Annotated in this window: 25 protein-coding genes and 1 tRNA gene; 1 reads left to right on the top strand and 25 read right to left on the bottom strand. The window is 43.8% G+C overall.

Features of this window, described 5'->3' with window-relative positions; genetic code table 11:
* Positions 1 to 67: 67 nt before the first annotated feature.
* From I2C87_RS01265 to I2C87_RS01170, 20 genes are all read right to left on the bottom strand, one after another.
* Positions 68 to 898, bottom strand: coding sequence for a PrsW family glutamic-type intramembrane protease (locus I2C87_RS01265; protein ID WP_129269621.1), 831 nt, complete (start codon positions 896 to 898; stop codon positions 68 to 70).
* The gene (locus tag I2C87_RS01260) at positions 891 to 2,552 is read right to left on the bottom strand and encodes a C69 family dipeptidase (RefSeq protein ID WP_195323711.1); all 1,662 of its coding nucleotides are present in this window, start codon (positions 2,550 to 2,552) and stop codon (positions 891 to 893) included. The genes I2C87_RS01265 and I2C87_RS01260 overlap by 8 nt, the downstream gene beginning before the upstream one ends.
* A gap of 212 nt (positions 2,553 to 2,764) precedes the next feature.
* The gene (locus tag I2C87_RS01255; RefSeq protein ID WP_048789588.1) at positions 2,765 to 3,460 is read right to left on the bottom strand and encodes an LrgB family protein; all 696 of its coding nucleotides are present in this window, start codon (positions 3,458 to 3,460) and stop codon (positions 2,765 to 2,767) included.
* A complete protein-coding gene (locus tag I2C87_RS01250) occupies positions 3,460 to 3,831 on the bottom strand; it encodes a CidA/LrgA family protein (RefSeq protein WP_061564218.1) in 372 nt (123 codons plus the stop codon). Before I2C87_RS01250 ends, I2C87_RS01255 begins: the two co-directional genes overlap by 1 nt.
* Before the next feature lie 134 nt (positions 3,832 to 3,965).
* Complete coding sequence (tehB, locus tag I2C87_RS01245; protein WP_048689588.1) at positions 3,966 to 4,826, bottom strand: SAM-dependent methyltransferase TehB; 861 nt, start codon at positions 4,824 to 4,826, stop codon at positions 3,966 to 3,968.
* A gap of 159 nt (positions 4,827 to 4,985) precedes the next feature.
* Positions 4,986 to 6,731, bottom strand: coding sequence for a C69 family dipeptidase (locus tag I2C87_RS01240; protein ID WP_125374362.1), 1,746 nt, complete (start codon positions 6,729 to 6,731; stop codon positions 4,986 to 4,988).
* 184 nt (positions 6,732 to 6,915) lie between these two features.
* Positions 6,916 to 7,383: an SsrA-binding protein SmpB gene (gene smpB / locus I2C87_RS01235; RefSeq protein WP_006595871.1), complete on the bottom strand. Its 468-nt coding sequence runs from the start codon at positions 7,381 to 7,383 to the stop codon at positions 6,916 to 6,918.
* Entirely contained in the window at positions 7,346 to 9,703 is a 2,358-nt protein-coding gene (gene rnr / locus I2C87_RS01230) for a ribonuclease R (RefSeq protein ID WP_195323710.1), read from the bottom strand. The genes smpB and rnr overlap by 38 nt, the downstream gene beginning before the upstream one ends.
* Before the next feature lie 126 nt (positions 9,704 to 9,829).
* Positions 9,830 to 10,063 carry a preprotein translocase subunit SecG gene (gene secG / locus I2C87_RS01225; protein WP_006595869.1) on the bottom strand — a complete coding sequence of 78 codons (234 nt, stop codon included), beginning with the start codon at positions 10,061 to 10,063 and terminating at the stop codon, positions 9,830 to 9,832.
* Positions 10,064 to 10,106: 43 nt separating this feature from the next.
* Complete coding sequence (rpmG, locus tag I2C87_RS01220; protein WP_081453577.1) at positions 10,107 to 10,256, bottom strand: 50S ribosomal protein L33; 150 nt, start codon at positions 10,254 to 10,256, stop codon at positions 10,107 to 10,109.
* A complete protein-coding gene (locus I2C87_RS01215) occupies positions 10,246 to 11,445 on the bottom strand; it encodes a multidrug efflux MFS transporter (protein ID WP_324250040.1) in 1,200 nt (399 codons plus the stop codon). The genes rpmG and I2C87_RS01215 overlap by 11 nt, the downstream gene beginning before the upstream one ends.
* Positions 11,446 to 11,461: 16 nt before the next feature.
* Entirely contained in the window at positions 11,462 to 12,058 is a 597-nt protein-coding gene (gene coaE / locus I2C87_RS01210) for a dephospho-CoA kinase (protein ID WP_195323709.1), read from the bottom strand.
* Entirely contained in the window at positions 12,059 to 12,883 is an 825-nt protein-coding gene (gene mutM / locus I2C87_RS01205; RefSeq protein ID WP_195323708.1) for a DNA-formamidopyrimidine glycosylase, read from the bottom strand.
* A 45-nt stretch (positions 12,884 to 12,928) separates the two neighbouring features.
* Positions 12,929 to 13,828 carry a GTPase Era gene (era, locus tag I2C87_RS01200; RefSeq protein WP_048689615.1) on the bottom strand — a complete coding sequence of 300 codons (900 nt, stop codon included), beginning with the start codon at positions 13,826 to 13,828 and terminating at the stop codon, positions 12,929 to 12,931.
* Between the two features lie 29 nt (positions 13,829 to 13,857).
* Entirely contained in the window at positions 13,858 to 14,256 is a 399-nt protein-coding gene (locus I2C87_RS01195; protein ID WP_048689618.1) for a diacylglycerol kinase family protein, read from the bottom strand.
* Positions 14,237 to 14,734 carry an rRNA maturation RNase YbeY gene (gene ybeY / locus I2C87_RS01190; RefSeq protein WP_048689623.1) on the bottom strand — a complete coding sequence of 166 codons (498 nt, stop codon included), beginning with the start codon at positions 14,732 to 14,734 and terminating at the stop codon, positions 14,237 to 14,239. The genes I2C87_RS01195 and ybeY overlap by 20 nt, the downstream gene beginning before the upstream one ends.
* Before the next feature lie 91 nt (positions 14,735 to 14,825).
* Entirely contained in the window at positions 14,826 to 16,562 is a 1,737-nt protein-coding gene (locus tag I2C87_RS01185) for an ABC transporter ATP-binding protein (protein WP_195323707.1), read from the bottom strand.
* Between the two features lies 1 nt (position 16,563).
* Complete coding sequence (locus I2C87_RS01180; RefSeq protein ID WP_195323706.1) at positions 16,564 to 18,288, bottom strand: ABC transporter ATP-binding protein; 1,725 nt, start codon at positions 18,286 to 18,288, stop codon at positions 16,564 to 16,566.
* A 402-nt stretch (positions 18,289 to 18,690) separates the two neighbouring features.
* Positions 18,691 to 18,763: transfer RNA gene (locus tag I2C87_RS01175), tRNA-Thr, on the bottom strand.
* Positions 18,764 to 18,813: 50 nt separating this feature from the next.
* A complete protein-coding gene (locus tag I2C87_RS01170; RefSeq protein ID WP_195323705.1) occupies positions 18,814 to 19,383 on the bottom strand; it encodes a GNAT family N-acetyltransferase in 570 nt (189 codons plus the stop codon).
* 206 nt (positions 19,384 to 19,589) lie between these two features.
* On the opposite strand from I2C87_RS01170, the gene ald reads away from it, so the two are divergent.
* Positions 19,590 to 20,702, top strand: coding sequence for an alanine dehydrogenase (gene ald, locus I2C87_RS01165; protein WP_048789576.1), 1,113 nt, complete (start codon positions 19,590 to 19,592; stop codon positions 20,700 to 20,702).
* 188 nt (positions 20,703 to 20,890) lie between these two features.
* Here ald and I2C87_RS01160 read toward each other — a convergent pair whose 3' ends face one another.
* The 5 genes from I2C87_RS01160 to pyrH form a co-directional block, all read right to left on the bottom strand.
* Positions 20,891 to 21,889 carry a PhoH family protein gene (locus I2C87_RS01160; RefSeq protein ID WP_195323704.1) on the bottom strand — a complete coding sequence of 333 codons (999 nt, stop codon included), beginning with the start codon at positions 21,887 to 21,889 and terminating at the stop codon, positions 20,891 to 20,893.
* 90 nt (positions 21,890 to 21,979) lie between these two features.
* Entirely contained in the window at positions 21,980 to 22,195 is a 216-nt protein-coding gene (locus tag I2C87_RS01155; protein WP_195323703.1) for a YozE family protein, read from the bottom strand.
* 10 nt (positions 22,196 to 22,205) lie between these two features.
* Entirely contained in the window at positions 22,206 to 23,060 is an 855-nt protein-coding gene (gene cvfB, locus I2C87_RS01150; RefSeq protein WP_048717452.1) for an RNA-binding virulence regulatory protein CvfB, read from the bottom strand.
* A gap of 106 nt (positions 23,061 to 23,166) precedes the next feature.
* Positions 23,167 to 23,724: a ribosome recycling factor gene (gene frr / locus I2C87_RS01145; RefSeq protein ID WP_048689643.1), complete on the bottom strand. Its 558-nt coding sequence runs from the start codon at positions 23,722 to 23,724 to the stop codon at positions 23,167 to 23,169.
* Positions 23,725 to 23,742: 18 nt separating this feature from the next.
* Complete coding sequence (gene pyrH / locus I2C87_RS01140; protein WP_006595852.1) at positions 23,743 to 24,474, bottom strand: UMP kinase; 732 nt, start codon at positions 24,472 to 24,474, stop codon at positions 23,743 to 23,745.
* Positions 24,475 to 24,827: the final 353 nt, after the last annotated feature.

Genomic DNA, 24,827 nt, shown 5'->3' with positions numbered 1-24,827 from the left:
AAGACTTTTTTCAATCTGAAGCTTAGTTTCTAAGCTTTTTTACTTATATATCGACTGAATCTTTTCCTTAGTTTTTCTTTAAAAGGTTTAGATTCGGATTTTTATGAGCGAAGAGAACGACCTCAATAAAGGTTCCCACTTGGAAGGCAAAGAGCAAGCCTACCAAAATATTGACCCGATGGTCTGTTTCATAGAATGGAGAGTTCCATAAGAAGTGATTGGCCACCGTGGAAACTACACACCAGAGACCAAAGAGCTTTTCTTTTTGCTTGGTGCACTGAGATAGGATGAGAAAGGCTCCAACAGATACAACAGCAGTGTAGACTGCATGAGATGCTAAACCACCAGAAATGCGGTTCACTGCCTCCGTTACTGCTGAGAGGTCTCCAGATCGCGTTTGACGCGCCACATAACCTAGATCTTCAATGATTTGGAAACCAAGACCAGATCCAAAGCCGGCGATTAAAATCGATTTTAAATCCTTGCGACCCAAAATCAAGAGGATCCAGAAAGCCACTAGAGCTTTGAAAAATTCTTCAGCAAAAGGGGCTGTCAAAGCATCTGTCCATTTATTAAAGGTACTAACATCCTGAATGAGATGACTATTGAAATGGTCAATGAGGCTGTTCCCTGAAAAACTGAGCCAGCCAGCAACAAAAGCACCTCCAAACATGGTCGCCCACAAAACAAGAAGAGGAACCTCAAATCTTTTTGCAAGTCGCTTAATAAAGAGATAAAGAGGAACGACAATCACCGCTAAAACGAGCAGATTTAATACCAAATCTCTTCCTGCTACTTGGCTAAACTCTTGTTGAGAGAGAGAGCCTAGCTCAAACTCCATCCCAATCCCTGCTAAGACCAGAAATAGGAAGAGCAATATTCGTTGAAACTTATTCATCCTTCTTACCTCCCTTTGCTTTCTTTGATTTGATGAAGAAAATTCCTACTCCTATCACTGTCACAAGGGCTAAGCCAATTGTAATGACAAAGTCATAGTCAAACGGTACCAAATTGATCTCTTCTTCTTGGTTTGCATCTTCTTCATCTGTTAAATCGTCAATAGCACCTTGTCCATATTGAGCAATCACCTTTTCTTCTGCTTCTTGACGAATTTCTTGCAGACGATCGAAGGTCTTTTGAGCTCGAGTCATGCTCGTTTCTGTCGCTTTTAGGCTCGCCTGCTCTGGCTGTGAAGCGAGGGCGATTTGTTCTTGATCACTGATTTCTTGCTCAGCCATCCATTGAGATTCTAGGCGTTCCATTTCAGTACGGATGGCCCCATCTCCGAATAAATCAGGATATTTGGCAACTAAATCATTAATGCGAGACATGGTCCAATACCAAGATTGGGGATTATAGGCTGTTCCTAATTCTTGATAGGCTTGGTAGGTATTGGTGATATTGCCATAGTAAGGCAAGTAAGGAGCATTTCGTGGGCTTCCCATCGCTAACCACATGGTTCCCCCGCCAGCACTATCAGGAACATTATCCTTTAATTGGAAAATATGGGCTTCCATGACATTCGGGTTCGAAATCGGGTATTTATAAACTTCATCAAACTTCCCTTTTTCTGGAATCCCTTTTCCATCCAACTCCATTTGATCTTGTGGTTTGAAGTCTGTTCCTTCTAACCGATTGCGTTGGAGATTCATCGCATCTCGTAGCGTCAATTTTCGATCCGTAGTATGCATCAAGTCAAAATACTCGTCATCGTAGTTCACATCTGCATCTGGATCCAGTGACTTAATACCAGACCAAACACGAGAACGATCTGCCTCATGCAAAGGAGGATTGTAGGATTGGGAAACATGGAACTGGCCATCGATTTCTTTATAGGTTCCTGCATCACGGGCCACTTTTTCAACATCCTTCGAGGCAATAGTCCGTTCCTTATCTGAAAAATCGACATGTCCTAAGAAGAAGGTATTTGGAAAGACTGCATAGCGATCTTCTGGGAAGAGAATGGCTACATATTGGTGACCAGAAAGGATCTCCATGTACCAGATACCTTCCTTGTCCGCGATCGTCACAATATTTCCTTCTGCTGCCCCTTTTTCTTCCACAATTTTCGCAATGAGCTCAACTCCTTCACGAGCCGTTTTGACACTTGGAAGAACGACAGTGGTGAGGGCAGATTCAGCCAAGCCGTCCTTTACATAAGGATCGACCTTTTTAATGTTGTCATTTGCTGAAGCTGAGACGGTCGCCGAGATGGACACACCATGCTCATTAAAACCAGCTTCATCAAATACACCCTGTTCTGGTGTAACATCTGGGACAGCTGTATATTTATAACTTACTTCTGGGAGCTCATACTTAAAGCCATTGGTGGCATCTTCAAAGACCTCCCCTTTCTTGTTATAAGTTCGTTCTCTGACCACAAAGTTCTTATTGTGGTTTGGTTCTAAGTCCTCCGTACGTCCGTACAAAGCATTCCCATCTGCTGTTAACTTTTTACCGATGATAAAACCTGTACAGGCCTCTACCGGTTGGGCAAAGAGGAAGAGAGCAGTGATCAAGCCCAAGGCTGATCGAGCATAACGTTTCTTCATATTGAACTCCTTTAACTAGATATTAACCGTATAACCTCTTTTAGTATACCTTTTGAACCAAAGTTTGGCAAGCGCTTACAACGACTGTAATCAAATGGTAATCTATCTGAAAATTATTTGATCTTCAAATTATCAACCAAGCTGCACTATCTAAGTGTACACTAAAAAGCTCGGAACTGCTTCCAAGCTTTTTCTGAATACTCTCTACCTTTTTAGGAAAGAATCAGGCTCGCGACAAGGGGACTTATAAAGACGTAGAAAACGCCAGTTATCCCAATTGCTAAGCCTCCCATAGCTCCGGCTACTTGACCATACTGAAAGGCTGTACCAGTCCCCACCGCATGACCTGTACCCCCAAGGGCCAAACCAATGGCAACAGGATCCTCTACTTTTAGGCATTTAAGAATCGTTGGTCCTAGGACACTTGTCAGGATACCTGTCGCTACAACGACAACCAGGGTAATGGTAGTAATTCCCTGCATTTTTTCAGCAATCCCCACTGCCATGGCTGTTGTCACAGACTTTGGAAAGAGGGAAATAGCTAGAAAGTACTTCATCCCAAAAAGCTTAGCCAAGACAGCTGTAAAAAGCGTGTTGACTACTACTGCTAGAAAACTACTAAGAAGAATACTCTTGGCATGGTGTTTCATCAGATGAAAACTCTTATACAAGGGGATTCCCAGGACAACCGTTGAGGGCACAATCAAATTACTGAGGTAGGTTCCGCCAATATTATAGGCCTTATAGGAAATCCCTGTCAGCTTTAAAAATCCAATGATCAAGACCGTTGCAACTAAGAGGGGGGTCGTGATCGGATGGGGAAAGCGACGAAAAATCATCATCCCAATCAGATAGGCAAAGACTGATAAAGAAATCCCAAAGAGAGGATTTGACCACAAACTTTCCATTATTTCTTCCCTCCTTCATAATCCCCCTCATACCTTGTCTTGATAAAGCCAACAACAAGCGCAATGAGGGTTACATTGATGATGATAGCCCCTAAAATAATCAACACGATGGGCAATAAATAAGGCTGGATGACATCAAACTTATCCATAATCCCAACCGCTGGAGGTAAAAATAAAATCGTCATATTGGCTAAGAGAAAAGATCCGACCAGATTCACATGGCGGATACGAAGCCATTTCAACTGCAAGCAAAGAAATAGAATCAGTAGACCAATAATACTACCTGGAATTGGCAAATGAAAGAGGGTCGATATCCCTTCCCCAATCAAAGAGATGGTAAAGATAATCATCAGTTGAACATAGAGTTTCACGCGCTTCTCCTCAAAATTCTTGAAAGATACACTAACAGTCTACTCCTTTTCTGTAAAAAATCAAGTATTTTCAGAATGTTTTCAGATATAAAAGACAAGGACGACTGCAAGGGGGTCCTTGTCTAGAGAGCTATTTATATTTTCTTGGCTAGCATGGTCGCAAAGCGTAAGGCAATTCGATTGCCATTTTCATCACGTCGGTGCAGATGCCCTGGATTTTCATTGTATTTAACGAGTTCCCAATCCTTGTAGTAGTCTGCTAGCTCGCCTTCCTTAAAGGTAAAGGAAAAAGGAACCTGGCAAGGATAGTCCTCTGTATCCATGGCACAAACAATCAAGTTATAGCCTCCCGGATTGGTCTGGTCTTGCATATTTCGAATAATCGCTGGAATGCGATCCGCTTGCAAGAACATGAGGACAACCGTTGAGACAATCAAATCATAACTTTGTTTTAGGTTCGCTGAGTTGATATCATAGAGTCCCACAGTCATTTCCAAATCTTCTTGTTCTACAATACTTTGGAGGATCTCTAGGGCTAATTCATTTTGATCGACTGCTGTCACTTCAAAGCCATGCTGGGCCAAAAAGAGAGCATTTCGTCCTTGTCCACACCCCAAATCCAAGGCCTTGCCTGGAGAAAGGGACTCCATGGCTTCTAGCACTTCCGAATGGACGGGATTGCTATTATATTTTTTGGGGAAATAATCTTTGGGCTCACAGTAGAATTCCAAAAACCATTCCACATCATCTGTAAGGGCCTCTACACGATGCCAAGCTTGCGGCTGTGCCATCGGGTTATCCGCACCTGCCTCAAAAACATGGCTAGCTACTTCTTCCCCATCTTCCGTCAGCTCAACAAACTTGAGTTTTCCTTTTAGGACTGTAATCTTTCCCCAAGTACCTACTTTGGTATTGTGTTTTCTTTGGACTGCTTCAGGCATGGTATCCTTGGTCCACAAAGGCATCCGTTTATAGGCAATTAATTTTTCAGGCATCCGTTTCTTCTCCTTCTTTCTATCTATCCCTATCATACAAAAATTGCATGCAAATAACAATAAAAAGAGTGGAATTACAAGCTCCTTTTCTGAAGACTTCTATTCCACTCTCTTAGAATCCAGTTGTGGCAGGATGCTGATTTAACAGTCTCTGTCTACTTATTCTTCATTTTCATTCTTTTTTGATTTTTTAAAGTAGAAACCTGCCAAGCCAAATCCTGCAAGAGCCAAAACTCCTAAGACGGCAGATAAACTGCTGTTTGAATCACTTGCCTTGCTAGATGATTGACTAGAAGCTGTTTCTTCCTTCTTATCAGTTTCTTTCGATGCATCTTTTTCAGCTTGAGCTGCTGCTACCAGATTGGCCTTGTTATAGCCGTCATATACAAAGTCTGCTTCCAAACCTTTTTCTGTACGAATCTTATCTTCCATCTCGCTTTCAACTTGCTTGATTTGTTTGAAGATCGTTTCCGCACGTTTAAGTGAGTCACTTGTTACTTCATCTGCAGTAGCTTTCGCTTGGTCATCAGTGAGTCCACTATATTTTTGATCCAAAGCTGCTTGTTCTTTGATCCAGCCTTTTTCCAATTCTTTCCACTTCTCTTGGATGCTGTTGCCAAAGAGGTCTGGGTATTTCATGACCATTTGGTCAATATGCCAAACAGCCCAATACCAAGAAGTTGGATCGTATTTGGCAGAGCGAACTTTGAATGGTGCATAGGTATCGTTGACAATACCATAGAATGGCACATAAGGCGTGTTCCGGCTTTGAGCGAGACCTAACCAAACGACACCACCAAATGGAGTCGGCAAGTCCTTCTTAATTTGGTAGACGTGGGCGTTAATGACGTTTTCATTTCCCAAAGCATATTTGTATTTATTGGTATCGACTTCTTTACCTGGTTCCACCAAGTCATCTGGTGTGTATTGTTTAAGGTGTTCGAACCGGTTCCGTTGTTCAGCGAAAACATCTTCTAGACTATACTTTTTAGAAGGATCCGTTGGTTTGCGCAAGAGGTCAAAGTGCTTATCATCATATTTGATGTCCGCCTTCGGATCCATCAAGGTAATCCCTGCATAGGTCCGTGAGCGGTTGCGTTCGGTATATTCATCTGGACCATAAGAGTCTGCAATATGGAAGTTACCATCTTTATCAGTCTTGTAGTGGTCTGCCTTTTTAGCAACTGCTTCCACATCTTTCGAAGCAATGACGTTGTCCTTGTCCTTGAAATCCACATGTCCTAGATAGTAGGTATTGGCAAAGATGGCATAGCGGTCTTGAGGGAATTTAATGGCTACATATTGGTGACCAGAGAGGATTTCCATGTACCAGAGTTCATTCTTATCTGCTACGACAATGATGTTTCCTTCGGCAGATCCTTTTTCATCAAGTACCTTAGCAACCAACTCAATTCCTTCACGAGCTGTTTTGGCACGTGGAAGAACCAAGTCTACCATAGCAGCTTCAGCCAAGCCATTTTTCACAAGTGGATCTGCTTCCAAAATCTTATCGTGTGGGGTTGCAGATACGGTAGAAGTCATGGAAACGCCCGCTTCGTTAAAGCCATGTGCTCCGAAGTTCCCGTTGGAACCATCTCCATGGGCTGCATCATAAGTTGCGGTATATTTCATTTCATGACTCAAGTGAGGATAAGCAAAGCCGTTGGATTCGTCCTCCAACATATCCCCATCCTTATAGTCTTTGGCAGGTACCACTTCATAGGTTTTATTGTGGCGACCACCATCGGGCGCATAAGGATAGTCTTCAGTCCGCCCAAAGAGCATGGAACCATCAGTCGTGAGTTCTTTCCCAACAATGAAGGCTGAGCAGGCCTGCGCAACTTGAACTGGAATCAAGGCAAAGACCATCAAAGCAATCATCAGTTTGACCAGTAGTTTTCTCATAGTCGATCTCCTTTATGACTACAAAAGAGGCTAGAAAATCAATTTCAAGCCGACGAAAAACAACTATACCAACGCTACCTTCAGTATACCCCTATCCAGATAAAAATGCAAGCGGTTTCAAGAAGAGAAATTTAAAAATAGGAACAGTTTTCAGCCCTTGCTTCAGCTGTTCCTATTTCTTACTTTAACGCGTATTGTATTGTTTCATGACACGAGCAATGTCACGATTTTGTTCCCGCCGTTTGATGGATTCACGTTTGTCATAATCGTGCTTCCCTTTGGCTAAGCCTAACAAGAGCTTAGCATAACCATCCTTAAGGTAAACCTTAAGGGGAACTAGAGTCATCCCAGTCCCTTTAGTTTCCTGCTCCAGTTTTTGAATCTGTTTCTTATGCAGCAAGAGTTTGCGACGGCGTTCTGGGTCTTGATTCCAGATATTGCCTTCCTCATAGGGAGCAATATGAACATTGCTGAGCCAGACTTCCCCATTTTTGACTTGGGCAAATCCATCCTTGAGGTTGATACGAGCTGCTCGAACACTCTTGATTTCTGTACCAGTGAGGACCATTCCTGCTTCAATGGTATCAACAATTGTATAATCGTGGCTTGCTTTCTTATTTTGTGCGACGACCTTTCCCTCGCCCTTTGCCATGCTTAGCTCCTTTCTTAGCTACTTCCTTGTAAAAAGGTTTCTTACTCTTTTTCTTCTTGTCTTTTGGTGAATGCTTGCGCTTGTTCTCTCTAAAGCCTCCTTGCTTTCGTTCTTCTTTCTTAGAAGAAGGGTGCTTAGAGTGTCCATTTCGATCTTTACGGCCCGATGCTTTAGTGACTTTTTCAATCAAATCCAGCTCACTTGGGATATACGAAAAATCAATCTCACCAGTCATCTTATCCGCTCTTTCGACCCTGATTCGGATCTCCTGACCGACACGGAAAGTGACGCCTGATTTTTCCCCGCGCAAGGTCAAATCGCGCTCGTTAAAATGATAAAAACCAGGTAAGGTGGTGATGTGGATCAAACCTTCTACAGTATTTGGCAATTCAACAAAGAGACCAAACTTGACGACACTGGACACCAGAGCATCGTACTCTTCGCCAACATAGTCCTCCATGTACTCTGCCTTCTTCATGGCTTCTACTTCCCGTTCCGCATCAATGGCGCGGCGTTCCCGACTAGAGGATTGGCTAGCAATATCTGGAATGACCTGTTCAAAATGGCTAGCCACTTCAGAATCTTTTCCATACTCTCGCACCATGCGGTGGACTAATAAGTCTGGATACCGGCGAATCGGACTGGTGAAGTGAGTATAGAACTCAGCTGCTAGCCCATAGTGTCCGTGGTTGTGCTCGGAATAACGCGCTTGCTGCATGGAACGAAGCAACATCATAGACAAGACATCAGCATAGGGTTCCCCTTCTACCTTCTTCATGATGTCCTGCAAGGTTTCCTGACTCATGGAATTAGCTGTCCCATAAATTGGAAGGCCAAAACTAGAAGCATAATCGATAAACTTTTGCACCTTCTCTGCTTTGGGTTCTTCGTGAATCCGGTAAATAAAGGGAAGTTTTCGTTTGGCAAAATGCTCAGCTACTGTCTCATTGGCGATCAGCATGAAGGATTCAATCATCCGTTCTGCAACCCCACGTTGGCGCAAGACGATGTCTACTGGTTTTCCTTGAGGATTGACCAGGATTTTTGCTTCATTGGTATCAAAGTTCAGGGCTCCTCGTTTTTCCCGCATTCCTTCTAAGATCTGATGAAGACCAACCATGGCTTCGATACTTGGGACAATGGCTTGGTATTCCTCACGCTTCTCCTGGTCTCCAGCAATGATCTCATTGACATCGCTATAGGTCATACGGAAAGTCGTTTTAATGACAGTTTGGGTGATCTGGTAACGAAGTACCCGACCACGCTGGTCAATCTCCATAATGGCTGACTGGGTCAAGCGATCCACTTGAGGGTTTAAGGAACAAATCCCATTTGATAGACGCTCAGGTAACATGGGCACGACCCGGTCTGTCACATAGACAGAGGTTGCCCGGTTGAGGGCTTCCTTGTCCAAGGCCGAACCTTCGGTCACATAATAAGAGACATCAGCTATGTGAACGCCAAGCTCAAAATTCCCACCTTCCAAACGCTTGATGTGAACCGCATCATCCAAGTCCTTGGCATCGGCACCATCAATGGTAAAGATGATTTCATCTCGAAGATCCAAACGTCCCTCCATATCCTTCTCACTAGGCTGGTCTGGGATGCTTTCTGCTTCTTTGAGGACTGCTTCTGGAAATTCTGAGACGATATCCATAGACTCTAAAACTTCCAAGACATCGATCCCAGGATCTGTCACATGCCCAACCACATCTTGTACTGAGGCAACAAAGTAATTGTGCTTCCGACTTGGATACTGTTCAATAGCTACCTTGAGAACTTCCGTTCCCTCTAATTGTAGGGCAGGTTTTTTCACGTAGATGCGTTGGCTAATCTTTTGATTCTTTGAAAGGATGTAGCCTGCATATTTGGGTTTTTCCTCATCCAAAACGATTTGGCCGACGACTGTTTGGAGGCTGTGCTCCAAGACATCAATGATTTTCCCCTCTGCCGCAGTCCCCTTTTGCCGATCGGCGACCTTGGTGATTACAACCTCAACTGTATCCCCATCAATGGCATGGTTGACATCATTTCGTCCAATAAAAAGGTCCTCTTCTTCCCCCTCTAGGCTAACAAAGCCAAAGCCACTCTTATGAGCATGGAAAATCCCTTTCACAGTAATGACGCCTTTTGGCTTGGCATCAAGGAGACTTAAAAAACCATTTTCTTCAAAGGTTAGTTGACGACGTCGCTCCATCAGCGAAATAGTCTTAATCAGTTCACGAAAACCTTTGGCGTCTGTACTCCCAATGGCTTGAGCCAACTGATCAACCTGAGCTTTTCCCTCCTGTTTTAAATAATCAATAATTTTACTTTTCATATCTTGTGCTGGATACCCAGCCTCCTTTATTTTCTTTCTTTCAGAGAGATTTCTTTGCAAGTGACAATCTCCCTATCCAACGACCCATAGATGAAAAAATAGGCAAAGACAATGTCTAAGCCTATCTTATTTACTGGATAATACCATTAGAATCATCGCAATGAGTAACCAAAGGAAAATCATTACTCCTGTCAATCGTTGCATCACTGCTTCGAATCCACGAGCTTTTGAACGTTCAAACAAGTCATTTGAGCTTGCATCGAATACGTTGCTAGATTGATTTTTAGTCGGTTGCATGAAGATAGCGATAATAATTAATACAGATAGTACCAATAAAATAGTAATCAACGGTTTAGTCATAATTTAAAAACTCCTTAAAATCCTATCTATTTTACCATAAAAATCATTTCGTTTCAAGATGTAATGTCACTTTTCTCTCTTTGGGACAATACTTCAAAACTTCAATTTTTTCAGGGTGGGTCTTCATATTTTTACTTGTCAAATAATTCTGACTACCACAGCTCGTGCAGGTTAGTTGTACTTTAATGCGCACTGATTTCTCTCACTTTCAAATACTTTCTAAAGATGAATAAAAGGAAGGCCAAATCTATAAAGGCTAGGATAGCAGTCCCATAGAATACCCAATGGTAATTGACATGCATGGCAATACTAGAGCCCATCATGGGACCAAGAACTCCCCCAACATAAAAGAAGAGTTGGTTGTAACTAAAAATCCGAGAAATTCCTTCCTTGGGAGTCATGCGGTTTAAGAGAGCCGTCACTCCGGGCATTAAGGCTCCTGTCCCAATCCCAAATAGGAAACGAAGAAAGCCTAATTGAAAAGGGGTCTGAGCAAGGGCACAGAAGATATAGAGGATACCACTATAGAGAAGAGCTAAAAGTAAGAGGCGATGGTTGCCAATTTTATCTCCGAGCTTCCCCATCCATCCCGATGTCAGGATACTAGAAATCCCCATCGCTGATACGATCAGCCCAGATACAAAAATAACATTGTCGCTCTGGCCAAGCTCTCTTACATAGAGTGGAAGAATGGGAGAAATGGACTGACCGATCATCTGAATGGTCATACTGGTCAAAAAGAGACCCAGTAAAATGTCCTTATGCTGGATAGAAGTCAATAATTCCCAGCTTGAAAGGTGCTCCTCCTTGGATATTTGTTGGTAGTCTTCCTCAATGCCCCACCAAGTCAGGACAGAGACGAGAAAGAGGAAAAAACCAACGAGGAGAAAGACATTCCGCATACCAAATTGCTCTGCAATCAATCCTCCCAACAAGGGGCCCATCAAGGTACCGGCAACAGTTCCCGTCGATAAGGTTCCTAGAGCGTATCCAGATTGATTCTTTGGCACCTGACTGGCAATGAGAGCCGTGCTGTTAGGGACAAAGCCTGAGAAGACACCATTTAATAAGCGTAGGAGCAACAACCAAAAGACGGAGGGGACAAAAGCAATTCCTCCCATGGTCAAGGTCATGGCAATCGAGGCTCTCAACATCATGGGTTTCCGACCATAACGGTCTGCCAGACTCCCCCAGATTGGGGCCATTAGAGCAGAAGTCAAAGAGGAGGAGGCGACTGCAATCCCAGCATAAAAAGGAACTGCCGGACCTTTTACCCCCAACTCCTCCACAAAAAGAGCCATAAAAGGGACCACCAATGAAAGACTGGCACCTACGAAAAAGCAGCCAATCCAGGCAATAAAAAGATTTTTACGCCAATTGATTTCCAGTGAAATAGGATCATCTTCTTTCTATTTGTTCTATAGCCCGATAGATTTCCTGATAGAGGTGATCACGCTGGCTATTGTTATCGATCACGAGATCGACAAGAGATTTTTTCTCATCTAGAGGCATCTGGGCTACCAAACGATCGCGCGCCTGGACCTCCGTTAGGGCGTTTCTTTCCATTAGACGTTGCAACTGAGTATCTTCCGTCACATAGACCAGCCAGACTTGGTCAAACCAGTCCAGATATCCTTGCTCGATTAACAAGGGGATATCCATGAAAAAGAGGTCTTCTGTTGCAGCTAGTCGGTCCCGTTCTCGCGCCAGAGCTTTGCGAATGATGTCCCCTTGTACTTGGTTGGACCAGACAATCTCTTTTTGGCTTGAGAAGATGCGTTGAGCCAGAGCAGGACGATTCAAGTCTCCTGTATCTAGAAGGATGTCCCTTCCAAAATGCTCTACCAAAGCTTGATAGAGTTCTCCACCTGGTGCCTGCAGGTCATGGACCACTCGGTCAGCATCAATGACAGGATATCCCTTTTCTCTCAAATAGGAGGTGACAGTGGACTTTCCTGAAGCAATCCCTCCTGTTAATCCGATGATTCTTGTCATCTAGTTCTCCTTTTGACAGTGAGGGCAAAAATGGGTTCCGCGTCCCCCCAGCTGGATTTTCTCAATCGGTGTCCCGCAGCGCAAACAAGGCTGGCCTGTTTTCCCATAGACCTGGTGTTCTTCCTGCATGGTGCCATCCTCACCAAAAGCATTGCTGTAAGAGCGAATGGTGGAGCCACCCTTTTCAACAGCTTGGGCAAGCACAGCAATTGTTTCTTTGCGAACGGCTTTGGCTTCTCTAGCAGTCAAGCTTTGACCTAAACGGGCTGGATGAACCTTGGCTCGATAAAGGACCTCATCTACATAGATATTGCCCAGACCAGCCACTAATTTTTGGTCCAAAAGAGCTGATTTAATGGGTTTCTTTGATTTTTTAAGAGCTGCTTGGAAGGCTGGTTCTTTAAAATCCGCTTCTGTCGGCTCTGGACCAATCTTTTTCGCCAAAAAGTAGCTGTCGACAAGCTCAGGTACTAGGACTTCCATGGTTCCAAACTTGCGGACATCTTCATAGACCAGAGTGCTGCCGTCTGTAAAATGAAAGAAGACATGGGCATGCTTGCGAAGAGGGACTTCGTCTGGATAAAAGAAATACTTGCCTTCCATCCGCAAATGCGAGATGAGGACCAGATCCGTCAGATAAAACAAGAGATATTTCCCACGGCGCCCCATGGCCCGAATTTCTTGACCTGGGAGATCTTGTTGAAAAGCATCCAGATCCGTCTGAATCATCTTTAGATACTTTACTTCCACGGACTGGATGGTTTTTCCAAGAATTAATTTCTCAAGACCGCGTCGGACAGTCTCTACTTCTGGTAATTCAGGCATAGAACTCCTTTCAAAAACAAGAAGCAGGCTTCTGCCCACCTCTTATTAATATTCTTTTTCGTTGTATCCGAAATCAGCAAGATCCAATTTCTTATCCCGCCAATTTTTCTTGACTTTCACCCAGGTTTCTAGGAAGACCTTGTCCCCTAGCATGAGCTCAATATCCTTACGCGCAAGGGTTCCGATCTTCTTGAGCATGGCCCCGCCTTTTCCGATGACAATGCCTTTTTGGCTATCGCGCTCGACCATGATGGTTGCTCGGATATGGACCTTATCTGTCTCTTCATCCCGCTTCATAGAATCCACGACTACTGCAACAGAGTGGGGAATTTCTTCCCGCGTTAAGTGCAAGACCTTCTCGCGAATCATTTCAGAAACTAAGAAGCGCTCTGGGTGATCAGTAATCTGATCCGCAGGGAAATATTGGAAACCTTCTTCTAAGTTTTCGCTCAAAATATCAATCAAATGCGAAACATTGTTTCCTTGAAGGGCTGAAATCGGCACGATTTCCTTGAACTCCATCTGACTACGGAAGTCATCGATTTGCGCCAAGAGTTGGTCAGGGTGGACCTTGTCGATCTTGTTGACCACCAGAATAACCGGTACCTTAGCTGCCTTGAGGCGCTCGATGATCATGTCATCGCCCTTCCCACGTGGCTCGTCTGCTGGGACCATAAAGAGAACGGTATCGACTTCTCGAAGGGTGCTATAGGCCGACTCTACCATGAAGTCTCCAAGCGCTGTCTTGGGTTTGTGAATCCCTGGGGTATCGATAAAGACGATCTGTTCCTTATCGGTCGTGTAGATTCCCATAATCTTGTTGCGCGTTGTCTGCGCTTTATCACTCATGATGGCAATTTTTTGCCCCATGACGTGGTTCAAAAAAGTTGACTTCCCGACATTGGGACGTCCTAAAATGGCTACAAAGCCTGATTTAAATGTCATAGTTTCCTTTCATGAGGGAAGTCTCCCTCTTATCCAAATACCAAAGCCCACAACTTGGGCACAAATATGATGAGACCTGTCACAAAGGCAAAGCCCGAAATAACGAGAACCGCTCCTGCCGCCATATCCTTGGCATTCTTTGCCAGCATGGAGAAATGGTAATCGCTCGCCAAATCCACTACATTTTCAAGAGCAGAATTCATGATTTCAAAGGCAATGACCAAAGAAACACTTAAGAGTAGAAAGAGCCACTCTGTTGCTGAAATGCCAAAAAGGAAGCCTGCAACAATCGCTAAGATAGCTGAAAGTGCATGCTTACGCATATTTCGTTCCTCTTTAAAGGCTGTGAAAATCCCTGTTAAAGCAAATTCAAGACTGGCAATCAGTTCTCGATTTTTCCATTTTCGTTTATTGTCTTGTGAGTCCATAGGCTGTCAAAATCTCTTCCTGTAAGCCAAACATTTCCTTTTCTTCTTCCGGCGTATAGTGATCATAACCGTTGATATGAAGGAAGCCATGCACTGCTAAAAAGCCCATCTCGCGCTCAAAGCTATGACCATACTCAGCTGCTTGCTCACGCGCCTTGTCTACAGAAATAAAAAGCTCTCCAATATAGGTATCGAATTCAGCCATCATCTCGGCTAACTCTGGATGGTCTTCTAAATCTTCTTCCGAAAAAGCAATGTCCATCTCTGGTTTGTATTCCAGACTGATTACATCCGTTGGGCGATCCGTGTCCCGGTATTCCAAGTTCAATTCATGGCTACGTTCGTTGGTTACAAAGGTCACTGCCATTTCCTTGTCTTCTTTGCCCAATTTTTTTGCAGCAAATTCTAAAATTTCCTGGGTTTGTTTGATCATTTCTTCAGAGACTTGACCGGTCTCATCAACCATTTCAATATACATCTTGGATCACCTCACTATCATTTCAATTATAGCATAAAAATAGCGTATATACTAGAATACACGCTACTTTTACTATTTGAAGAATGCCCTTTTATTCAACCGTCTGTTGGATAGCTTGCATCTGGGCATAGATGCCACCATGAGCAATCAAGTCTGCATGTTGCCCACGTTCGACAATGCGCCCTTCTGATAGAACCAAGATCTGATCTGCATCTTGAATGGTCGATAAGCGGTGGGCAATAATAAAGGTCGTCCGGCCCTTTTGCAGGACTGCCATAGCCTTCTGAATGATCTCCTCTGTCTCCGTATCAATGTGGGAGGTTGCTTCGTCCAGAATCAAAATTTTCGGGTTCATGTAGAGGGTCCGAGCAAAGGAAATCAATTGGCGCTCCCCGCTTGAGAAGGCAGATCCCTTTTCAACCACTGGATGGTCGATTCCCTTTTCTAATCTCTGGATCATAGGCAGGGCACCGACCTGTTTTAGAGCATCCAAGACGCGATCACGGTTGATATCTGTTTGACTCATGGCCACATTGCTAGCAATGGTCCCTGAGAACAGATAGGGATCCTGTAAGACAATTCCCATATGGGAGCGAAGACTCTCTCTAGAGAAATGGCGAATATTCTGGCCGTCGATCCGGATTTCCCCCTCCTGCGGATCATAGAAACGATAGAGCAAGTTCATAATGGAGGATTTACCCGAACCGGTATGGCCAACCAAGGCAAGGGTTTGACCCGGATGAGCTTGGATGGAAATGTCCTTCAGAACTGGCTTGCCTTCTTCATAGGCAAAAGTGACCTGATCAAACTCCACAGCCGCCCGATCTATTTGGATCTCTTCTGTTGCATCTGCCTCTACCTCTTCATCTAGGAAAGTCAAGACTCGCTCCCCTGTTTCCAGAGAGCGTCGGATATCTGGAAGACGACGGATCAAATTGGCCATGAGATCAAAAAGCTGAATAACATAATTGAGATTGATAAACAAGAAACCTGCAGTCATCCCCAAATCTCCCCCAAGATAGGATAGGCCTGCAATAGTTAAAATTCCTGCAATGACAATGTATTTCAAGAATTCTGTCAGGCTCCAAGAGGCAATGGAGTCTGCTAGAACCAAACGATCATAGGCCACAGTCATCTTGTCTGTCGTCTGATCAAACTCATCAATCACGCGCTCTTCTTGTCCGTAAAGTTGGATCATACTCGCTCCATGAAGCAGTTCATTAACCTGGGTATTGATCTCACTTCTGGAATCAAAGAAGTCCTTCATGGGCTTGTCCGTCATGCGCTTATACAAGGCCTGAATCCCGTAAAAGATAGGGAAAATCAAGCATAAGAGGAGACCCATCATGGGATTGATAGTAAAGAGAACTCCCATGATAAAGAAGAAACGCATCAAATGAATGACCAAATACATACAGGAATTGTAAAATTGAGTCCGTAAGGTCTCTGTATCATTAACAATTCGTGTAGCAATTTTCCCTGCTGGCTTGTCATCAAAGTAGGAAATCGGTAGTTGTTGCATCACGAGGAAGGCTTGATCGCGTAGCTGTGCAGTTACCTTATTGCCTCCATGGATCAAAACCCGATTGCCTATATAACTGACAATCTGACCCACTGCCAAAACAATCAGATAGAGGATACCCATAGGATAGAGTGCTCCTAACTCTCCTCCCTGACTCAAGGCTGTCAAGGGACCATCAATCATTTTTTGTAGAATAAATGGCGATAGATCTGACAAAATCGTTGCCAGCAAAAGACAGATGAAACCAAGGATAAAAATACCAGGAAAAAGCGATAGTTTTTGTAATAGTCGTTTTAAAATACCCATCTTATTCTCCTTCCTGTCTTTGTTGCCGTTGGTATTGTTCGTAATACCAACCTTCTTGAGCTAGTAAATCACTAGCTGTTCCTTCTTCTACAATCCGTCCTTGATCTAACACAAGGATCCAATCTGCCTTATGGACAGCTGAGAGACGGTGAGAGACTATCAAGGTTGTCTTTCCTTGTCGCTCTCTTTGAATGGTCTCAATAATGGCCTGTTCCGTCTTGGCATCCACTGCGGATAAAGAATCATCCAAGAGCAGCAACTGGGCATCACGTAAAAAGGCACGTGCCAGAGAAATCCGCTGCTTCTGCCCTCCCGATACGGATACTCCCTTTTCTCCGATCAAAGTATCCAGGCCATCCGACATCCGTTCCAAATCATCTGCAAAGGCTGCCTGAGCGATAGCATCCATGATTTCCTCTTGACTAGCTCCCTTCTTACCAAGGGAAATATTTTCTAAAATAGACTTCGAAAATAGGATGTGTTCCTGCGAGACGTAACCGATTTTTTCCTCAATAGAGCGTCTCACGTAACGAGCAACGGACTCCCCATTAATGGTAAATGTCCCTTGCCCAAGTGGGTATTGACGTAAAAATTGACGGACCAAGCTTGTCTTTCCTGCTCCTGTTCGACCCACAATCCCAATGGTTTGCCCTTTATTGAACTGCAAAGAAATCTGAGAAAGACTCTCCTTCTCCGCCATCGGATAGGTAAAAGAATAGTTTTCGAAAACTACCTCATTCAGTTCCTCTAGCCAATCGTCCCCATCTCTTTCCAAGTCATCATCCTCTTCGACCAATTCTGACAATTTTTTGTGGGATGTTTTGGCTGTTTGATAGACAAGGATGAAGTCTGCTAGCATCCACATCGGCTCAATCAAGGCCACTAGATACAATTCTAGACCTAGCAGTTGACCCAAGCTAATCTGTCCAGTCTTCAAGAAGTGACCCCCACAGACCAAAAGCAGGACGGTTGAAACCCCGATAAAGAAGAGGGCAAAAGGACCAAAGGCATTTTGAATAGAGGCGATCTTATCCCCCGTCTTGGCCAAACTTTCTGTCCGCTCTTGAAATTGTCGCACCTGACGCTCCTTGCGGCTATAGGCCCGCATGACCCGAATCCCTTCGATGGATTCTAAGACCTCATCGTTTAAATGGGCCACCGCATCACGGTTTTCATCCACATAGATCTCTTCCTTCTTCCCCAGGAGATAGGTTGATAAAACCAGAAAACTCATAGGAATAAAGGAAATTAAACTTAACTGCCAGGAAATCAAGAACATAGCTGGAATAATAAAGAGGAACAAGCCTCCTCCATAAAGGACAATCAGCATCCCATAGCCGACCATCCCCATCATCCCGTCTACATCCGTGGTAAAACGAGTCAGAAGATCCCCTGAACGAAACTTTTCATAAAATGCCCGTCTCATGGCTACGAGCTTACGAAAAGCTTGCCCCTGTAGCCTGGCCTTGTAATGGACCGAAGCTTGAAACAACTTCAGATGCCAGTAGTAAGCAGAAATGTAATTTAAAAAAGTAGCTCCCAACAAGAGAGCAATATCTCTCGTAAAACTTGCCTGAGTCAAGGTCTGCTTGCTTAGCTGGTCGACTAGTCGTTGAATGACCTGTGTCGGTATTAAAATTGTATAATCATAAATCACTAGGACCACAGCAATGCTGAGATACAGCCACTTATGCTCCCAGATGTACTTACATAAAGCTCCTATCATCTTCTCCCCTTTCAATTTGGCACAGAAAAAACCCAAGTAGGAGCTGAGTACGTGCTCAGTCCACACTTGGGCCTTCTGATGCCTGTCACCAATTCAGTTAAGGCAGGCAAAAATGCATACAAAAAACCCAAGACAGACTCCTCCATCTTGGGTTTCATTCAATTTTTACATCGAACTCAACTGAGATTGGAGAAGCTGTGTATTCAATTGTGTCATCAAAACATCTACTTTGTTCATGATGGTTTTCTCCTTTCTCTTTGTTGTTCTAACTTTACCACGGATTTCTGTGCTTGTCAACGTTTTTTTGAAGATTGTTGAAAAAAGGTCCATAAATAGGCACTCAATTAGAAATTAAAGCACAAAAAGAAGCCTAGATCCTCTCTAAGCTTCTCTCTTCTTCTATGCTAGTTGCCGGGATTGAACCGGCGACCTCATCCTTACCATGGATGCGCTCTACCGACTGAGCTAAACCAGCAGTACCTATCTACTATATCATGGAGATAGGCCTTTTGTCAATATCCTGACTCATTTTTCTGCCAAATATTCTTCCTTCGTGAGGACATAATGAACTCTCGTCACCATTCGCCCTTCTTCATGCAGGTCTAGCATCGCGTAGGGCTCCTCGTGAGAATATTTCATCCCTGATTTGGCCATCACCCGTCCAGAAGCTGGGTTGTCCTGATCATGAACAGCAGTGAGCTTGTTCATCCCTAACTGTTCAAAAGCCAAGGCAATGACTGCCTTGGTAGCCTCTGTCGCAAGACCTTGGTTCCAATAGTCTTTATTCAGAACATAGCCGATACTCCCCTTCTTCAGACAAAGATCCAAATCCAGTAAATCAATCGTCCCGATAAATTTTCCATTTTCTTTGAGCTCGATCCCCCATCTTCCAAGTGGGCTCGCTAGGTAAAAGAGGGCAATATTATTACGCGTCTCTTCTAGACTTTGATTGGTTGCAAAGGTATAGCGCGTAACTGTCTCATCAGAAGCATACTCAAGCATAGCCGGTGCATCTTCAAGAGTGACCGGACGCAAGTGCAAGCGATCAGTCTCTATTTCTCGATAAGCCACTAACTTCACATATAAATTTTCCATTTGACTCTCCTTCTTTAGGGATTAGTTTAGCAAATAACATTAAGGAAGGCAAGCTCAATTTTTTCTTGCTTTTTAACCCACTTTTCTATAAAATAAAAACAATCAATTAAAAGAGTTGGATAAGGAGTGAAAAGGTCATTGAGTCAAGAGAGCAATCTCACACCAATGGCCTTTTCACACCCATATCTAATCAAGGAGAAATAATCATGTTAATCGGTATCCCAAAAGAAATTAAAAACAATGAAAATCGTGTTGGCTTGACACCTGCAGGTGTACAAAGCTTGGTGAAGAAAGGCCATCAAGTTTTGGTAGAAACAAATGCTGGACTTGGTTCTGGCTTTGGCGATGAAGATTACGCCAAACAAGGAGCGACTATCGTTGCAACTGCTGCAGAAGCTTGGGCAGCTGAATTGGTGGTCAAGGTCAAAGAACCCCTCGCTGAAGAATACGACTTCCTTCGTGAAGACCTCTTGCTCTTCACCTACTTGCACATGGCTGCTGCTCCTGAATTAGCTGATGCCATGGTGACTGCCAAGACAACTGGGGTAGCTTACGAGACTGTACGAGACCTTGAAGGACAATTGCCTCTCTTGGTGCCAATGAGTGAGGTTGCTGGACGAATGGCGGTGCAAATCGGGGCTCACTTCCTCACTAAACAAGAAGGTGGATCTGGCGTCCTCCTAGGTGGGGTACCTGGTGTTCCTAAAGGGAAAGTTACCATCATCGGTGGTGGAGTCGTTGGAACCCACGCAGCTCGTATCGCCCTTGGACTCGGTGCCCAAGTGACCATCTTAGATATCAGCGCTAAACGTTTGGCTGTTCTGGAAGATGTCTTTGGTCATCAAATCCAAACCCTTATGTCCAATCCATTTAACATTGAAGCCAGTGTCCGTGATGCCGATGTTGTCATCGGAGCTGTCCTGATCCCTGGAGCTAAAGCTCCTAAATTAGTGACTGACGATATGGTCAAACAAATGCGTCCAGGTTCTGTCATCGTGGACGTAGCCGTTGACCAAGGTGGGGTTATTGAAACAGCAGACCGTGTGACAACACATACGGAGCCTGTTTACGAAAAACACGGCGTGCTCCACTATGCCGTTGCCAATATTCCAGGTGCTGTCGCTCGTACTTCTACCATCGCCCTTACCAATGTAACCCTTCCTTATGTAGAAGCTTTAGCTGACAATGGCTTCCATAAGGCCATCGCCCTCGACGAAGGCTTGCGCCAAGGTGTTACTACTTACCAAGGCCATATCACAAGCCAACCAGTTGCAGAAGGTCTAGAACGCAACTTCACACCAATTGATGAATTGGTTTAATTTCTAATATTTAAAAGGCTGGGCAAAAAGTGTCCAGCCTTCGTTGTATGATAGTAATAACTACATGACGCAGTGGTTGATTGGCATCTTTGTTCCCTTTTAAAGCTCCAAAGACGACCTAATCAACTGTGCGGGGGTGGGAAAACGAACTCTTTTTAATTGGTCTGAGTTCTTTCTCACTCCCTTTTTTATTCTGCTTCTTCTTCCACATCCAGTTTTTCTTTGAGGACTGGATTCGGAATGGGCTCGTAGGCTCGGATAATCTCTGCTACTACTGGATGACGAACAACATCCTTGGCAGAGAAATGCACAAAGTCAATCTGAGAAATATTTTTTAATTTCTCCTGAGCATCAATCAAGCCGGATTTGACATTTCGCGGAAGGTCAATCTGGCTGGTATCTCCATTGACAATCATCTTGGAGTTAAAACCAAGACGGGTCAAAAACATCTTCATCTGCATGATAGTTGTATTTTGCGCTTCATCTAAAATGACAAAGGCATCGTCCAAGGTCCGTCCCCGCATATAGGCCAGAGGGGCAATCTCGATAATCTCGCGCTCCATCATACGAGTTGTTTGGTCTTTCCCTAAGATTTGGTAGAGGGCATCATAGACTGGTCGTAGATAAGGGTCTACTTTTTCCTTGAGATCTCCTGGAAGGAAACCAAGGCTCTCTCCTGCTTCTACAGCTGGACGGGTCAAAATGATCCTCTTAACTTGACCACGCTTGAGGGCGGTGACAGCCAAAGTCACAGCTAGGAAGGTTTTCCCTGTCCCAGCTGGTCCAATCCCGAAGGTCACATCATGGTGCTTGACACTATCGACATAAATCTTTTGCCCCAGCGTTTTGACCCGAATGGGCTTGCCGTAGCTATCCTTGATGATTTCTTCTTCATACAAGGCGACGAACTTATCCAACTCATCATTACGGACCATTTGAATAGCTGTTACGACATCCGGCGTCCCGATGGTCATACCACGATTCACCAAGATCAGCAAAGCCTCAATGACTTGTCTAGCTTTCTCACAATCTTCTTCTTGCCCAATGACCTGGACAATTTCTGTTCGAGCATGGATGATCACATCCAACTCTTGCTCCATCAAACGCAAATGACGCTCATTGGATCCAAACAGATGGAAGAGATCATCTGGATGACTTAATTGAATATCAATTGAATGTTCTTTCAAATAAAGAACCTCTCTATTTCTGTAAGTTTTCTCTATTATAACAAAGTGACCGAGAATTGACCATCCCCGGCTCACCACTATCTTCTGTTACTAATGACCTAAGTATTCTTCCCAGATCGCATCAAAATCTCCTAGATTAAAGGAGAAACTGGCATGCTCTTCCAGAAAGCGACTGACCTCATCAAAATCATCTGTATGTTTTGGAAAGGCAGACTCATGAAAAGCTAGATCAGCTAGCAAGGCTTTCGGAGCATTGCTTTTGGGATTGCGCTCTGTCATCAGCCAAGTGTAAAATGATTTTCGCATAAAGCTCCTCTTAGATTAGTTCCGTTCCAAACTGGTCTTGCTTGATTTTTTTCGCTTTCATCAAGCCACCCAGAGCCTTTTTGAACTGCCCCTTGGAAATTCCAAAGGTTGCCTTAATCTCTTCTGGGGAGGACTTGTCATTCAAGGTCATAAAGCCACCATTCCCCTCCAAGTAGGCCAAAATCATCTGCGCATCGTTTTCAAGCATTTCAAACGAGCGTGGTTTCAAGGACAAATTCAAGGTCCGATCCACCTCTCGGAAACCGATGACCCGAGCATCTAAGACTTGTCCCAAACGGGGTTCGGCATAGCGCTCACTTGGATGGATAAAGCCCAGCATATTATTCTCAGGCAGGTAAACAAAGGTCCCTGAAAGTTTTAAGCGATAGACGATGGCCGGCCAGTTCTGGTTTTGCATATTGTTGTAGGCTGGACGAGCAATTCGTTGGAAGTCTTCTTGGTAGGCCAAGACACCCCAGATCCGATCTTTTTTATCAACTTCTAGGCGAACAAAGAGTTTATCGCCTTTTTTCGGCCACAGATCCTTGATTTCTGGCAAAATATCCAGAGAGACGACAATCTCCTTATCGGGTAGACCCGTATCGACAAATACACCCAGGTCCTTGCGAACTTCAGTCACTGTCCCCCAGCCGAATTGGTCCTGACGGGCTGTGACTTCTAGGGTAGTCAGGCGCAAACGTTGCTTCATATCCGTATAGGCAAAGCCCTTGACGGATTCTCCAAGTGCATGCTCTCCTTCAGACTTGTCCAAGGCATAAGTCTGCCCATCCTTCTGGACAAAGTAAAAGCGATCATTCTCATCCGTCACAAGGCCCACGATATCATGTGCGAGGTTGGTATTCATTTTTTCCTTCTTTCTGGCTAAAGCTCATCAATAGCCCCTTAATGGAAATAAAACTCAGCCAGCAGTGCCAACTGAGTTCATTTCCTCTGTAAACTGCTGGAAATGATTAAACTTCAAGCAATTCTTTTTCTTTGTGTGCTGTCATTTCATCAACATGTTTCACAGCATCATCGGTTACTTTTTGGATCTCTTTCTCAAGATTCTTCAATTCATCTTCCGTGATTTCTTTAGCTTTTTCTTGCTTCTTGGCTTCATCCATCGCATCACGGCGGATGTTACGGATCGCTACTTTAGCATTTTCACCGACTTTTTTCACTTCTTTGGCCAAGTCACGACGAGTTTCTTCTGTCAAAGCTGGGATGACCAAGCGGATAACCGAACCATCGTTGGCTGGAGTAATGCCAAGATCAGAAGCATTCAAAGCGTGCTCGATATCTTTCAATGAAGACTTGTCAAAAGGTGTAATCAACATCACACGAGCTTCTGGAATGGTGATCGATGCGATTTGATTCAATGGAGTATCAACTCCGTAATATTGAACATAGATACGATCCAAGAGACTTGCATTTGCACGGCCTGCACGGATACTTCCAAATTCACGTCCCAAACTTTGGTGAGACTGAGTCATTCTTTCTTTAGCTTTTTCTACGATTGGATTTGCCATTTTATTCCTCTAACTTCCTTATTTTTCTACATTATTAGAAACGGTAGTACCGATATTTTCTCCAAAGACAACGCGTTTGATGTTCCCTGGCTCATTCATGTTGAAAACGACTAAGTCAATATCATTGTCCATTGAGATGGTCGATGCTGTCGAATCCATGATACGAAGGCCTTTATTGATGACATCACGGTGAGTTAATTCTTCAAACTTCACAGCTGTCTTGTCTTTCTTTGGATCAGCATTATAAACGCCGTCAACACCATTCTTAGCCATCAAGATTGCATCTGCTTCAATTTCAGCGGCACGAAGAGCAGCCGTTGTATCCGTTGAGAAGTATGGAGAACCAATGCCTGCACCAAAGATAACAATACGCTCTTTTTCCAAGTGACGAAGGGCGCGACCACGGATATAAGGCTCAGCGACTTGTTGCATGGCAATCGCTGTTTGGACACGCGTATCTACTCCAACCTGTTGAAGAGAATCCGCCATCACCAAGGCATTCATAACTGTTCCAAGCATTCCAGTGTAATCTGCTTGAACGCGATCCATACCTGCTTCCGCCGCAGGTTCTCCACGCCAGAGATTTCCTCCACCGATAACGAGAGCAATTTCAATTCCAAGGTCATGAACTTCTTTGATTTCAAGGGCCATCTTTTGAACCGTTTTGATATCAATTCCGACACCCCGTTCACCGGCTAACGCTTCACCTGATAACTTAATTAAAATACGTTTATACTTAGGTTCTACCATTTTGTCACTCCTTTTATGATCTGTATTATTTTACCACAAAAAGCGTTTTTTATATAGTAATATCTATCAAAAAAATTATAACTTATCCACTGAAAAGATATTCATTTTTATCCTACTTTTTCTAAAGGACCTAGATTTAGGTAATGAAACTTTTTTACATATGTGATTTAAGGATTGTCGCTTTTATCAATCATCAGTTCATCAACAATCATATTATCTTTTCCAGATGATTATCACTCTGAATCAGGTTAGCTGCTACTATAATATTTAATTTCAAATAAGTAATTTAAACTTGCATTTACTTTCTTGATTATAAGAAAAGAGCCCCCTTTTTTTAGATAAACAGTATAAAA

Origin of the sequence: Streptococcus sp. 1001283B150225_161107_H12, assembly GCF_015552665.1 — a bacterium.
Classification (GTDB): Bacteria; Bacillota; Bacilli; order Lactobacillales; family Streptococcaceae; genus Streptococcus.
This window is presented reverse-complemented; position numbering and strand designations above follow the sequence as displayed.

Coding starts and splice junctions, on each gene's coding strand:
- I2C87_RS01265 (WP_129269621.1), bottom strand. CDS start 898: ATGAATAAGTTTCAACGAATATTGCTCTTCCTATTTCTGGTCTTAGCA.
- I2C87_RS01260 (WP_195323711.1), bottom strand. CDS start 2,552: ATGAAGAAACGTTATGCTCGATCAGCCTTGGGCTTGATCACTGCTCTC.
- I2C87_RS01255 (WP_048789588.1), bottom strand. CDS start 3,460: ATGGAAAGTTTGTGGTCAAATCCTCTCTTTGGGATTTCTTTATCAGTC.
- tehB (WP_048689588.1), bottom strand. CDS start 4,826: ATGCCTGAAAAATTAATTGCCTATAAACGGATGCCTTTGTGGACCAAG.
- I2C87_RS01240 (WP_125374362.1), bottom strand. CDS start 6,731: ATGAGAAAACTACTGGTCAAACTGATGATTGCTTTGATGGTCTTTGCC.
- smpB (WP_006595871.1), bottom strand. CDS start 7,383: ATGGCAAAGGGCGAGGGAAAGGTCGTCGCACAAAATAAGAAAGCAAGC.
- rnr (WP_195323710.1), bottom strand. CDS start 9,703: ATGAAAAGTAAAATTATTGATTATTTAAAACAGGAGGGAAAAGCTCAG.
- secG (WP_006595869.1), bottom strand. CDS start 10,063: ATGACTAAACCGTTGATTACTATTTTATTGGTACTATCTGTATTAATT.
- coaE (WP_195323709.1), bottom strand. CDS start 12,058: ATGACAAGAATCATCGGATTAACAGGAGGGATTGCTTCAGGAAAGTCC.
- mutM (WP_195323708.1), bottom strand. CDS start 12,883: ATGCCTGAATTACCAGAAGTAGAGACTGTCCGACGCGGTCTTGAGAAA.
- era (WP_048689615.1), bottom strand. CDS start 13,828: ATGACATTTAAATCAGGCTTTGTAGCCATTTTAGGACGTCCCAATGTC.
- I2C87_RS01195 (WP_048689618.1), bottom strand. CDS start 14,256: ATGGACTCACAAGACAATAAACGAAAATGGAAAAATCGAGAACTGATT.
- ybeY (WP_048689623.1), bottom strand. CDS start 14,734: ATGTATATTGAAATGGTTGATGAGACCGGTCAAGTCTCTGAAGAAATG.
- I2C87_RS01185 (WP_195323707.1), bottom strand. CDS start 16,562: ATGGGTATTTTAAAACGACTATTACAAAAACTATCGCTTTTTCCTGGT.
- I2C87_RS01180 (WP_195323706.1), bottom strand. CDS start 18,288: ATGATAGGAGCTTTATGTAAGTACATCTGGGAGCATAAGTGGCTGTAT.
- I2C87_RS01170 (WP_195323705.1), bottom strand. CDS start 19,383: ATGGAAAATTTATATGTGAAGTTAGTGGCTTATCGAGAAATAGAGACT.
- ald (WP_048789576.1), top strand. CDS start 19,590: ATGTTAATCGGTATCCCAAAAGAAATTAAAAACAATGAAAATCGTGTT.
- I2C87_RS01155 (WP_195323703.1), bottom strand. CDS start 22,195: ATGCGAAAATCATTTTACACTTGGCTGATGACAGAGCGCAATCCCAAA.
- cvfB (WP_048717452.1), bottom strand. CDS start 23,060: ATGAATACCAACCTCGCACATGATATCGTGGGCCTTGTGACGGATGAG.
- frr (WP_048689643.1), bottom strand. CDS start 23,724: ATGGCAAATCCAATCGTAGAAAAAGCTAAAGAAAGAATGACTCAGTCT.
- pyrH (WP_006595852.1), bottom strand. CDS start 24,474: ATGGTAGAACCTAAGTATAAACGTATTTTAATTAAGTTATCAGGTGAA.